Raw genomic sequence first — 13,977 nt, 5'->3', positions numbered from 1 at the left:
TGCGCAGCCAAGGCGGCTTCGACTTCGGCCAGTTCAATCCGTACCCCTTGGAGCTTGAGCTGGCGATCGATGCGGCCGAGAAACTCGAGCTGCCCGTCCGATCGCCAGCGCACGCGATCACCGGTGCGATAGAGCCGCTCGCCCGCGCAGCCGAACCGATCAGGTCGAAAACGGGCTGCGGTTCGTGCCGGACTACCTAGATAGCCTCGCGCCAGGCTCTTGCCGCCCAGCCAGAGCTCGCCGGGCACTCCCGCGGGCAGCGGGTTCATGGCGCTGTCCAAAACGTACGCCCGGGTATCGCCGATGGGGCGACCGATCGGTGGATGCCGGCCAGCGCACTCGTCGATGACCGTGGCCGTTGCAACCACCGTGTGCTCCGTGGGGCCGTAGTGATTGACCAGCTGGACGGGCGGTGCCGCATCGAGCGGCTGCAATCGGTCTCCGCCCGTAAGCAGGCAGCGCAGCGTGGACTGTTGCGGCCACGGGAGCTCCAGCATGCGCTGGGCAAGCGGCGTGGGCACGAACGCGATCGTCACTCCTTGCCGGGTCAGCTCTCGGAGCAACGCAGCCGGATCATGCCGCGTGCACTCGTCGATGATCTGCAGGCTCGCCCCACCGCACAGGTACGGCCACAGCTCCCAGACCGCAGCGTCGAAGCCCAGGCCCGCGACCAGACTGCCGCGATCGCCCACGCCGAGCCGGTACTGGTCCCGATGCCAGGCGCACAGATTCAGCAGCGAGCCGCGACTGACAGCCACGCCTTTGGGCGTGCCCGTGGAACCCGAGGTGTAGATCACGTACGCCAGCTGCGAAGCATGGATCGCGCTCCGCCGGAAACGGGGCTCGGCGGCGGCCGCTGCATCGCTCAGCGCATCCAGGTAAAGGACGGGCGCGCCACAACGGGCAAGCACGGGCTCGTGCTGCCGATCGGAGATCACGGCCGCCGGGGCGGCATCCTTCAACAACGCGAGCACGCGCGCTGCAGGCGTCTGCGGATCGATCGGGATGTACGCGCAGCCCGACTTGAGCGTTCCAAGCAATGCCACCACCCACTCGATCGACCGCGGCAGCAACACGGCCACGCCAACATCCGGCTCGGCCTCGATCCGGGTAGCAAGCGCGTGCGCCAGTCGGTTCGCGCGGGCGTCGAGCTCGGCGTAGCTCAACGTACACCGCCCGTCTCGCAGTGCACTGGCCGACGGCCGGTGCTGCACGTGGGCCTCGAACTGGGCAATTACGTCCGAAGCCGGGTGCGCCCAATCGAGCGCGTTTCCGGGCCCGCGCGAGAAGGCGGAAACCGCGGCTACGCTCGCCGGCCCGGCAGCCCGCAGACCGAGCGATGCCAAGACACGGTCGCTTGCGTCCTCGCAAAGCACGTCGAGCAAGAGCTGCCGGTAGTGCTCGAGCAACTGCGAGACGAAGCGAGAGCCAAAACGCCGGCTCTCGTGGTTGACACGAATCAGCACCCGCCTGCCGCACGAGGCTGCTACGGTCAGGGGGTAGTGAGTGCGGTCGGCATAGCGGTACGCGTGCAGCTCGAGCTCGGGGTCTGGCTTCCGCATGTCCTCGTCGAGCCGGTAGTTCTCGAACACCCACAGGCACTCGAAAAGCTCGCCGGGCGCCCGGCCTGCCCAGCGTGCCACTTCGGGCAGCCCATGACCCAAGTGCTCTTGCATGGCGGCTTGCCGAAGCTGAGAATCGGCCAGCCAATCGATCAGACGCTGCTCGGATGCGAGCTTGATTCGCAGGGGCAGCGTCTCGATGAACAAGCCCACCGCGCGCTGGATGCCTTGAAGCTCGCTCGGACGCCCGGCAAGCGTGATGCCAAAACAGACGTCGGTCGCGCCGGTGTACCGGCCGAGCAACAGTGCCCAGACCGCCGACAGCACGCTATTCGGCGTCAGCGCATGGCTGCGACAGAATGCACGCAGTGCTTCGGTTTGCTCGAGGTCGAGGGTCAGCTCGGCCCGCTCGTGCGATCCGGCCCCGGCAGGACGCGGGCCGGCCGAGGGATCAACCAGACGGGTAGGGGCCGGCAAGGCCTCGAGCTCTCGTTTCCAGAAGCGTTCGGCTGCCCGGGTGTCGCGCGCGGCTCGCCAGCGCAGGTACTCCTGGTACGAAGGCACCGGAGCCAGGGCTGCTGCTTCACCCGTGCGCGCCGAACGGTGCGCCGCCAGCAATTCGCCGAGCACCTGAGCCACGCTCCAGCCGTCGAGCAGAAGGTGGTGGTGGGTCCATATCAGGTGAAACTCGCGCGCCGCCGTGGTCACGAGCTGCAGCCTGAACAGCGGCGCCTCATCGAAGCGGAAGGGCTGCGCGTAGGCTTCCTTTTGCAGGTCCTCGAGGCGAGCGCCCTGCTGAGCGGATGGAAGCCGGGACAGGTCGTGAATCACCAGCGGCAGGTCCAGCGCGCCGGGCTCGAGCACCAGCTGGCAGGGATCCTCGCTTCCTTCCCAAATAAAAGCGCTGCGAAGCACCGGGTGGCGCTCCAGCACCCGGGTCCAGGCGCTCCGCCATGCCGCAAGCCGGTACTCGCCGCGGAAGCTCAGCGTCAGCTGCTCGTGGTATACCGGGTCCTCGGGAGCATGCTGGCTCTGGAACCACAGGCCCTTGTGCAGCGACGTAAGCGGCAAGACCTGTTCGAGGGCGGGGAAGCGAGCCGCCAAGCGCTCGCGTTGCCGGCGCTGCCAATCCTCGTCTTGCGGCCTCGGAGCGACGGAGCTCGGCAGGGGCTTGGCACGCTCGCGACTCGAGACCGCAAGCGCCTCGACGCTCTGGTGCCGGAACAGCTGCTGCGGAGTGAGCTCGATGCCGGCCTTGCGAGCGCGGTGGACCACCTGCATCGCCAAGATGGAGTCGCCGCCGCGCTGAAAGAAACTGTCGTGGACACTGACTTCGGATAACCCCAGGACGCTCGCGAATATCGCCGCCAGCTTGCGCTCGCGTTCGTTGTGTGGCCGCGCGTGTCTGCTTGGGGCCTCGGCCGACTGCACACCAGGCAACGCTTGCCGATCCAGCTTGCCGTTGGGCGTCAGCGGCAGGCGTTCAAGCAGGACGACTTCCGCCGGCAGCATGTACTCGGGCAGTCGAGTCGCGGCGAACGCCAGCGCACCAGCTCGGAGGTCGTCGTGATCCAGCCCATGAGCGGAATCCCGATCCGGCGCTTGGTCCTGGCAGCGGTCGGGCACGACATAGGCGATCAACATGCCCGGCCGGCTGTGGTCGTCGCAAGCCGTTGTATCGCGCCGTGTCAAGAGCACCACTGCGTCGCGCACGCGCGGGTGCTCGCGCAATACGGCCGCTATCTCACCGGGCTCGATGCGGTAGCCGCGAAGCTTGATCTGCGCATCGAGGCGCCCTAGAAACTCGAGGCCGTGCTCGCTTGTCCGGGCCAGGTCACCGCTGCGATACAGGCGGCTGCCGGCCGGCCCCAGCGCGTCGGGGACGAACCGCTCCGCTGTTAGCCCGGGCCGGTCGAGGTAGCCTCGCCCGATGCCGCCGCCGCCAACACAAAGCTCGCCGGGCATGCCCTCGGGCACGCAATTCCCATCGCCGTCCAGCAGCCGAACGTACCGATCTCGAAGAGGTTCGCCGACCAAGCTCGCGCCCGCGCCCGCGGGCTGGCTTGGTGCCGGCCCAAGCCACGCGCAGGTCACGTGCACGGCGGTTTCTGTGATCCCGTACATGTTGGCCAAACGCGGGTGTCGCCCGAAATGCGAAAACCAACCGTCCAGGCGACGCCTGTCCAGCGCCTCGCCACCAAACACGATCGTGTGCAGCCCAAGCCCCGGCTCCGGAAACGCGATCAACTGCCGGGCGAGCTCGTAGAAGGCGGAAGGGGTTTGGTTCAGGACCGTGACCCCGCGGCTCACGAGCAAGTCCTGCAGTGCACCCGGATCACGGCTCACCCGGGAGGGAACCACCACCAGCTGCCCTCCATAGAGCAACGCGCCCCACAGCTCCCAGACGGAGAAATCAAAGGCGTGCGAATGAAGAAGCGCCCACACGTCTCGTGGACCGAAGCCAAAATCAGGCTGCGTGGCGCGAAACAAGCGCACGACTTGCCGGTGGGAGATGCCGACGCCCTTGGGTCTGCCCGTCGAGCCCGAGGTGTAGATAACGTAAGCCAGGTTGTCCGGATCGAGATCCACGAGCGGTCGATCGGCGTGCTGGCTCGCGCTTTCGAGCAGCCGAGGTACGGAAAGCACCTGTGCGTTGTCGCCCAGGGAAGGCGCCGAATCCGCGAGTACCAGCATGGCTCCGGCGTCCTTTACCAGGTAGCGTTGCCGTGCCTCGGGCAGCTGCTGCTCGATTGGAACGTAGGCCGCGCCCGCCTTGAGCGTCCCCAGGATTGCGATCACAAGCTCTAGCGAGCTCGGGAGCGCTACCGCTATGCGTTTCTCCGGGCCCGCGCCGCGGTCGCACAGCGCGTGCGCCAGGCGGTTCGATAGCTCGTCCAGCTCGCGGTAGGTAAGGCTCCGGTTTTCGTAGCTGAGCGCAATCCGTTCGGGTGTGCTCGCCGCCCGGGCGGCAAACCACTCGACCAAGTTGGTCAGCGACGTTGCCGTGCCGCTCGTGGCCTGCTGCGGCGGGCGTGGCTTTGGCTCGCCCACGAGCTCGAGGTTGCCCAGGCGAACATGCGGGTCGTGGACTACGCGTTTCAAGAGGCCGCGGTAGCTGTCGAGCAAACGTTGCGCTCGGGCGGCATCCAGCAGCCCTCGCTCGTACTCGAGCGCAAGCGCGAGCCCGGGCGCAGCGCCCGCCGCACGCGTGTTCGTGAACGCGTGCAGCGCGAGCTCGAGCTTCGCGTCGCGGGGCGGCAAGGAAAGCGGCTCGCACGCGAGCCCGCCGGCGCGAAAAGGTGCCGGCATCTGTTGCATGGAGAACAGGACCTGAAACAGCGGGTTTCGCCCGGGCTCCCGAGCGGGCGCCAGTCGCTCCACGATCCGATCGAACGGAAGCGCTTGGTTCCCGTACGCTTTCAGTGCGCGGGCCTTGATCTGCTCGAGCAGCTCGCTGAAGCGCAGGCTACCCTGACAGCGGCTGCGCAGCACCACGGTGTTGGCGAACAACCCCACGCTCTCGGTCCATTCCGGGCGCATGCGGTTGGCGATCGGTGTGCCAACGCGCACGTCACCCGGTCCCCCGTAGCGGTAGAGCAACGCGTGCAGCGCGGCGTGCAGGGTCATGAAGAGCGATGCCCGCTGGCGGCGGCTCAAGTCCGCCAATTCCCGGCACAACCGCGCAGGCAGCTCGAGGGCGAGACGTCCGGCCTTGCGACCCGCACCGGACGGATCCGACCCTCGACCGCGAGCAAAGGGACCGCTTGCCACGGGACTGAGCTCGAGACGCCAGTAATCGAGCTGCTCGCGGGCGGTGTCGCCTTCCAGCCAGTCACGCTGCCACTCGCTGTAGGCGGAATAGGGCGCACACGGTTCGTCACACGGCAAGGCGGCGCCCGAGCTGAGCGCGGCATACAGCTCGGCCCACTGCCGCGCCAGCACCTGCATGGAGACCCCATCGGCGACGAGGTGGTGCACGGTCACAACGAGGATATGTTCGCGCGCAGCCAGGGACAGCAGCGTCACACGTCCGAGTGGGCCGTTCGCAAGCGGAAACGGACGCTGGAGCGCCTCGTGCAGCTGCGCCAGCTCACCCGGCTGCGTCCATCCAGCCGATTCTCGCTGCAGGCGAGCGCGCGCCGCACAGGTGAGCGAAGAGGGATCCAGGCGCTCGAAGGGCCAGTCCAGCTGGTCGGACACGCGTTGCAGCAGCTGCCTGCCGTCGTGCACGAAACAGGTGCGCAAGCTCGGATGCCGCGCCACGAGCCGACGAAAGGCTTCCCGCAACGCGGACTCGTCCAGACTGCCGCGCAGGCGTAGGGCGGCTGCGATGTGGTACGCCGAGCCCGCCGGCTCGAGCTGCGCCAGCGTCCAAAGCCGCTGCTGCTCGCAGCTGGCTGGGTACTCGCGATCGGCCGTGTGATTGCCAGCGCGCTCCGCAGTCAGGCTCATGGCCCCGCTCCCGCGCCGGAGCCCGCGTGCTCGGTGTCGTTACGCGCGCGCAGCTCCGCGACCACCGAGGCCAGCGTGGCGACCGTGCTGGCTTCGAACAGGTGCCTGGGCGGCAGGTCCAGTCCCAGCTCCGTGCGGATCCGGGCCGCGATCCGCATTGCCGAAAGCGAGTGCCCGCCGAGCGCGAAGAAGTCGTCGAATACGCCCACATCGGAAACCTCGAGCACATCGGCCCAGAGCGCGGCCAGCACGCGTTCGGTTTCGTTGCGGGGCGCCACGCGCGCCGGGCTCGTGCCCGACGTGGCCCGCTCCTGCCGCGCGCGCTCGAAGAGCACTCGGGTGTCGAGCTTGCCGTTGAACGTGAGAGGAAGCGCCTGCAGCACTAGACACTGGCTCGGCAGCATGTACTGCGGCAGCTGCTCCCGCAAAAAGGCCCGCACGCCTTCAACCGCGAGCTCATCCGCATCAGCGACCAGGCATGCAACCAGGCGTGCATCGTCCGGGCAGCGGCTTGATCCCTCACCAGCGTCGAGCAACACCACGGCATCCCGCACCTGCGGATGCGCGCGCAGCACGCTTGCGATCTCGCCTGGCTCGATGCGATAGCCGCGCAGCTTCACCTGGCTATCGATGCGGCCGAGGTACTCCAGGCTGCCGTCGCTTCGGATCCGTCCCAAGTCACCGCTTCGGTACAGACGAGCGCCGGGCGCTCCGAAACGATTCGGGACGAAACGTTCCGCTGTCAAACCCGAATGCCCGACGTAGCCGCGCCCTACACCCGCGCCTCCGATGCACAGCTCACCGGCGACGCCTTCCGGCAACGGGTTTCCCAACGGGTCCAAAACGTACACCTCGAGATCGGCCAGCGGCTTGCCGATCCAATTGGGACCATCAGCTGCCGCAAGCCGCGGGGTGATCTCGGCGCAGGTGACATGGACCGTGGTTTCGGTGATGCCGTACATGTTGAACAGTCTGGGTCCTGCGCGGCCGAACACTTCGAACCAGGGCTCGAGCCGCCGGACATCCAGTGCCTCGCCGCCGAGCACGACCGTGCCGAGCTTGAGCCCTGCTTCGGGTTGCTCCAAGCTCGACACATGCGCGCAAAGCGCATGGAACGCCGAAGGGGTCTGACTGAGCACGGTTACGCCGCGCTCGACCAGCAGCTTGTACAAGGCCGCCGGGTCGCGGCTTACTTCGTACGGCACCACCTCGAGCGTCCCGCCGTACAGCAGGGCGCCCCAGAGCTCCCACACCGAAAAATCGAAGGCGTGCGAATGAAACAGCGTCCACACGTCGTGCTCCCCGAACCGGAACAGCCCCCTGGTTGCCTCGAAAAGGCGGAGCACTTGTGCATCGCTGATCCCCACACCCTTCGGCCTGCCTGTCGAGCCCGAGGTGTAGATCACGTACGCTAGCCCCTGCGGGTTGCGCTCGAGCGGCGGCGGCTGCGTGCTGTGCGGGGGCTCGGCGAGGAGCTCGTCAAGGGCCAGCGCCCCCACCGAAGCTCTCAAGCCGGCGTCCACTTCTCCCAGCACCCACTCGACCTGGGCGTCGGCCAACAAGATGCGCTGGCGCGCTTCGGGCAACCCGGGTTCCAGCGGCATGTAGCACGCACCGGCTTTGAGGATGCCCAGCAGGCCGATGACCGACTCGAGCGAGCGCTCCAGGCACAGGCCGATTCGCACCTCCGCGCCCACGCCACGGGCAACGAGCGCCTGCGCGACGCGGCTCGCCGACACGTCAAGCTCGCCATAGCTCAGCTCGCGTTGCCCGCAGCGCACGGCCGTCTGGTCAGGGCTGCGACGCACCTGCTGCGCGAACTGTTCCAGCAATCCAGGTTGAACCGCGTGCCGTGCAAGCTGCTGCCTGGCTGCCTGCTTGCCGCCGGTAGCCAGCTGCACTGTACCGAGGCGTGCGTTGTCGTGCAGCCGCGGCAGATCGAGCAAGAGCGCCCTGTACAGCTCCAGCACCCGGGCCGCACGCTTGCCCGTGTAACGCGCGCTGTCGTACTGGAGCTCGAGCCGCAACTCGGCGCCCGGCAGGACCACCAGCGTCAGACCGTAGTGGCTCGGATCCCGGCGGGATACGCCGAGTAGCTGCAAGCCTGCACGAGCCTGGGTTAGTGCAGCGTCGACAGGGTAGTTCTCGAACACGAACAGGCTATCGAAAAGCGCTTCGCCGGCGTTGCCGTTGCCGTTGGCCCGCTCGCGCTGCTGGACCCGCTCCTGAATGCTCGCGAGCGAGCTGTACTCGTACTCGCGAAGCTCGCTGTTGTGCGCCTGAAGCTCCGCAAGCCATTGGCAAACGGTTTGCTCCGGCGGACAGGAGACTCGCATGGGCAGGCTGTTGATGAAGAGCCCCAGCATGTGCTCGACGCCTGCGAGCGTCGCGGGCCGCCCAGACACGGTCACTCCGAACGTGACCGTGCGTTCGCCGCTCATGCGTGCCAAGAGCAATGCCCACGCCCCTTGGCACACGCTGCCCAGCGTGAGCTGGTGCGTGCCCGCCCAGCGCCGAAGCTCGGCGCATTGGCCCCTGCCTACTTCGAGCACCACCTGTTCAGTCGCGGCGCCAGAGCGCCGGGGCGAACCGAACGCAGGATCGGCATCCTGGAAAGGCAGCGCCGTGGGGTGTTCGAACTGTGCCAGGCTGCTATCCCAGAACGCGCGCGCTGCTTCGTGGTCCTGCTTGGCCAACCAGGCGATGTAGTCACGGTAAGGAGCAACGGTGCCGGGACGGACCGGGCGGCCGCGCCTATGGCTCTCGTAGAGCTCCAGCCACTCCGCCAGCAGGCGCGAGGAGCACCAGCCATCCAGCAGCACGTGATGGCGACTCCACAAGATGCGCTGCCGATCCGCGCCACACTCGGCGACCAGCACACGCCACAGGGGAGCCCGGGTCAGATCGTAGCCGGCCTCGCGGTCCTGCTCGAGCAAGCGGCTCCAGGACTGCTCCTGCTCCGCCGGGTCCAAGTGCGACAGATCGCGCCGTTCGACCTGCACCGGCACGTGCCGGTACACGACCTGGACCGGCCAAGGCAGCTCGCTCGCCCGTTCCGCGCTTCGAGCAAGCCGCCAAACGAAGCCGGTACGCAGGATGGGGTGCCGGTCCATCAACGCCTGCCACGCGTGCTCCAGCGCACGCGGACCAAGGCCTTGCACCCGTAAGCTCAGCTGATTGATGTAGTCGCTCGGACGGGTGAGGCTGTGCGCCAAAAGCCCCTCCTGCATAGGTGAGCAGCGATACAGATCCTCGACCTCGTGCGCCGCAAGCGCCAGCGAGTCGAGCTGGGATTGGGTCAACCCCGAAAGTACCAGCGCTTCCGCGTCGAGCTTCGCCGTCGGCCGATCGCAGGGGGCGGCGAGCCGTTGCAGCAACTTCCGGAGCGCCAACTCGCACGCGCCGGCAAGCTGCTCGATGGTCTGTTGGCGATGAAGCTCTGGATCGTAGATCCAATCCAGGCGGAGCCCATCGTCTTCGACGCGCACGGTGAGCTCGAGCGGCTGCGAGCGCAGGCTCTGTGGATCGCGCATTCCGCGAACCGACTCGGCTGCGCGTGCGAACAGACCCTGCGGTTCGACGCCGAGCCCGATGCGACCCAGGTTGTTGAAGCCGATTTGGGGCGCCGGCAGCGCTCGCAAGCGCCGCAGCGGCTCGCTGTCGGCGGAGCGCAGGTAGCGTAGCAGGCCGTAGCCGATTCCCTGATGCGGCAGTGCGCGACGCTGCGCGTGCACACTCGCCAGCACGTGCTCGGGGTCGAGCTCGCCAGCCAGATCGAGACGCAACGGGTAGCGCGAGGTAAACCAACCGACCGAGGACGAGAGATCGAGCGCCAGCCGCGGGTGCCCGCGGCCGTGCGCCTCGCACTCGATCACTACCTGCGATAGACCCCACGACTTGCCGAGCGAAACGGCGACCGCGGCAAGCAGGATGTCGTCCACCTCGACCCGATAGGCGGCCGGCGCTCGCTGCCACAGAGCCCGCGTCAGGCTCGCCGGAAGCGTGCGTTGAAGCCCCACGGCCCGATCACAGGTAAAGCCGCCCGCGGGCTCGCCATCTCGCGGAAGCTCTTGCCCGGTTGCGCGCAGCCAATACGGCAGTTGCTCCAGCAGCTCGGGAGCCGCGGCCGCCTGCGCCAGCGCAGCAGCCCAGCGCAGATAGGAGGTCGCAGCGTCAGGCAGGTTCTGACCGGAGCAGAGGGCGCCGAGCTCCGACAGCAGCACCTGCCAGGACACGACGTCTACGGCCAGATGATGCGCAAAGAGCAACAGGCGCGCGGCACGACCCGTCCCGCAGTCGAACCAGACCGCGCCGAAGAGCGGACCGCGTTCGAGATCGAGGCTGTGCTGCGCCCTTTCCGAAAACGACTCGATGGCCGTACCCTGCTCCACCTCGGGCAGGTGGGACAGATCGACGAGCTGCACCGCCACCGGCTCGCTCGCGCTGGCGGCCCGCTGCTTCCAGCCGAGCTCGCAATCGTGCTCGAAACGCAGCCGCAGCGCGGGGTGACGCCGGTACAACTGCTGAACGGCGCGGACTACGGTCTTGGGCTGTAGGCGGCCGGCCACGCGCAGGATCAAGGCCTGATTCCAGCGGTTCGGGTTCGGGTGCCGGGCCTCGAAGAAGCGTTGCTGGATGGGCGTCAGCGCAAAAGCTCTCGAGCCGTCGAGCTCGGCGCCGTCTCCCGAGAGCCGCGCCTGGGCTGCGCCGGACCCGACCGCTTGGCTTGCCTCGATCCGTTCCGCAAGACGAGCGATCGTCCGCGCTTCGAACACATCCTTGGGCGTGAAGCACAACCCGCGGCGGCGCGCGCGCGCCACGATCTGCAGACTCTGTATCGAGTCGCCGCCCAGCTCGAAGAAACTGGCGTGAACTCCGATGTCCTCACGCCCGAGCACCGCGGCCCAAAGCTCTGCCAGCACGGCTTCGGTCTCGCCGCGGGGCGCGGTGAACGACGCAGCCTGCAGGCGCGGGCTTGGCAGCGCCCCGTAGTCCAGCTTGCCGTTGTGCGTCAGCGGCCAGGTGTCGAGCTGGACGAAGTGCGCCGGCACCATGGCGTCGGGCAGCCGCTCGGCAAGTCGGGCCCGCAGCGTGCTCTCGCTCGCGCGCAGCGTGCCTTTCGCGAGGCAGTACGCCACGAGCTGCGCCTCACCGTCGATCAACACGGCCTTGACCGCGGCATCGCGCAGCTCGGGAGCCCGTCGCAGCAGGGTCTCGATCTCGCATGGCTCGATACGATGGCCACGCAGCTTGAGCTGGCGGTCGGTACGACCCAGAAACTCCATGCGCCCGTCGCGCCGGCGACGGACACGATCGCCGGTTCGGTACAGCCGCGTCCCTGGATACGTCCCAGCCGGGTCCGGCACGAACCGCTCCGCGGTCAACGCGGGCCTGTCCAGATACCCGAGGGCCAGCCCCGGACCACCGAGGTACAGCTCCCCGGCGGCACCCTCGGGGAGCGTACGCCCATGCCGATCGGCCACCGTCGCGTACATGCGTGGCAGCGGCCGGCCGATGGCCGGCGCGAGCGAGATCCCGCGCTCGGATTCGGAGCGCGGCAACACAGGCTCGAGCAGCGCTCCGATCGTTGCCTCGGTCGGGCCGTAGTGGTTGCTGACCCGGCAACCCGGGGCGTGTTCGGAGACAAGCACATCAAGCTTGTCTACCAGCTCCGAAGTAAGCGCTTCCCCTCCCAGAATCAGGTGCCGCCTGGGCAGCACCGTACCCGGCTCCGGGGCATCGAGCAGGATCTGCAGCTGCGACGCGGTCAGCTTGAGGACGTCGAGCGCGTGCTCGCGCTGATAGGCACCAAAAGCCCCCCCGTCGAGCGCCACCTCGGGTGCCAGCACGTGCAGCGTGCCACCGAAACCAAGGCTGCCGAAGGTCGCGGTGTGTCCAAGATCCGAGGCGAACGAGGACATGAGCCCGAAGCTGAGACCAGGTTGGAAGCCTAGCGTTTCACCGACGGCCTCCACGTAGTGCAGAAGCGCCGCATGGCTCACCGCCACGCCCTTGGGCCGACCGCTCGAACCCGAGGTGTAGATGACATAGGCTATTTCTTCGCCCGTTGGCTCGCATGTAGCCGGCAGCGGCGCCGGGCCGGCAGGCTGCTGCAAGCCCTCCTCGGCTACGCCGCCCAACACCATGACTTCGATGCACCCGTGGCCGTCCACGAGCGACCGACTTGGCTCGTCCACCAGGACCGCGCTCGCCTGGCTATCCTCGAGCACCCAGCTTCTGCGGGCCGCCGGCCAATCGCGATCGATCGGAACATAGCTCGCGCCCGCGCGCAACGCGCCCAAGAGGGCGGCCACGCCCTGCCAGCCACGGGTGCAGATGGCGATGCGGCGCTCGGCGGAGGCGCGGGCTGCAAAGTGGCCCAACAGACGTTGCGCCACGGCCGAAGAACGGCGCTCAAGCTCGGAGTAGCTCAGCGAAACCTCCCCGCTGACGAGCGCGGTGGCGTCGGGCCGCTTCGTGACGTTCCCCGTGAAACGGCGGACAATACTGGCTGCCTGCCGGCTCGGCCGCGGGACGGGAGACACGCGACCGCTCGGAGCGCCGGCGAGCGAGGGCAACGCGCCCAGCGCGGGGCCGGGCAGCCCGCGTGGCACCTCGGCAAAAGCGTTCAAGATCGTAGTCAGCTCGACCAAGAGCCGCCCGGCGTCCTGCAACTCGATCTCGGACTTGGCATGGGCCAGCATCAACTCGAGCCGGGGCCCGGGCGCGGCAACGAGGGTCAACGGATAGTTGTTGCGCTCCGCCGAACGCAAGCGCGCCGCGCTGTCGAGCGGCAACTGCAACGGGCACACGCGCAGGGGCTGTGGACCCTTGCTCACGAGGGCGCGGGAAGGATAGTTCTCGAATACGACGATGCTCTCGAACAGCGGTGCGGGCTGCTCCCCGCGAGTGCCCGGCGCTCTGCAGTGCTGCAGCTCGCTAAGCCCCACATGCCCGAACTGCCTGAGCTCGAGGTTTTGCTGCTGCAGGCTACGCAGCCAGGGCACCAGCCGTCGCCAAGGCTCACTGCGGATGCGCAATGGCAGCGTGTTCAAGCAAGGACCCACGACGAGCTCGGCGTCCTCGAGCTCGGCGGCTCGGCCGGAAACGGTGACACCAAACACCACCTCATCCTGGGCAGCGTGGCGGGCGAGCAACTGAGCCCACGCTCCCTGCACCAGGGTATTGAGGGTGAGCCCGCTCGCGCGCGCGAAGGTCTGCAACCGCTCGGTCTGGGTCTGGTCGAGCACCAGCAGGGCCTCGGCGAAGCCCGCTTTGGCAGCGGGGAGGTGATTCGGCGCGCTCGTGCGGCGCAGCGGCAAGGGGGTGGGCTCGCCAAAACCCCGCAGGCGTTGCTTCCAGTGGCGCTCCGCCGCTGCTTGCGGTTGGGCCGCAAGCCAGGCGATCAAGCGCTTGTACGGCACCGCAGGCGCGAGGTCCGGTGGCCTGCCCGAGCGGCCGGATTCGTAGAGCTCGAGCAATTCCGAAATCAGAAGCGGCAGACACCAACCATCGAGAATCAAGTGCTCATGGCTGAAGACACACAGATGCCACTCGGGTAGCCGCAGCAGCGTGATGCGAAACAGGGGCGCCTTTCCAAGATCGAGCCCGCGCGCATGGTCCCGCTCGAAGAATTCCTCGAGTCGTTCAGCGAGCTTGGGCTCCGAGGCATTGCGCCAGTCCCGGTACTCCCAGCGCAGCGTGACGGTTCCCCGCGGCTGTACGACCTGCAGCGGTTCCTCCACGCCTTGCCAGACGAAGAACGTACGCAGCGCTGGATGGCGATCGATCAGCTGTTGCCACGCAGTGCGGAAGCGCTCCCTGTCCAACAAGCCGTCGATACGCAAACGGGCCTGCACGAAATACGTGCGCGACCCTTCGCTGTAGAGCCGATGAAAGAGCATGCCGCGCTGAAGTGGCGACAAGGCGTAGATGTCTTCGACCGTTTCGGCAGCCGCCATCG

2 protein-coding genes (1 of these 2 running past the window's edge) are annotated in these 13,977 nt (G+C 67.8%); both read right to left on the bottom strand.

Annotated elements, in window-relative coordinates:
* On the bottom strand, positions 1-6,014 hold the 5' portion of the coding sequence (locus MJD61_05225; protein ID MCG8554679.1) for an amino acid adenylation domain-containing protein. 5,263 nt of this gene lie to the left of the window's left edge; only the first 6,014 of its 11,277 coding nucleotides appear in the window; the start codon lies at positions 6,012-6,014; its stop codon lies off the left edge, out of view.
* Positions 6,011-13,975 (bottom strand): amino acid adenylation domain-containing protein, encoded by a 7,965-nt coding sequence (locus MJD61_05220; GenBank protein ID MCG8554678.1) that lies wholly within the window; start codon positions 13,973-13,975, stop codon positions 6,011-6,013. Before MJD61_05220 ends, MJD61_05225 begins: the two co-directional genes overlap by 4 nt.
* Positions 13,976-13,977: the final 2 nt, after the last annotated feature.

It is taken from the genome of Pseudomonadota bacterium, assembly GCA_022361155.1.
In the GTDB taxonomy this organism is placed as follows: Bacteria; Myxococcota_A; Polyangia; order Polyangiales; family JAKSBK01; genus JAKSBK01.
The sequence above is the reverse complement of the archived record's forward strand: the minus strand, read 5'-3'. Positions and strand labels throughout refer to the sequence as shown.

Coding starts and splice junctions, on each gene's coding strand:
- MJD61_05220 (MCG8554678.1), bottom strand. CDS start 13,975: ATGGCGGCTGCCGAAACGGTCGAAGACATCTACGCCTTGTCGCCACTT.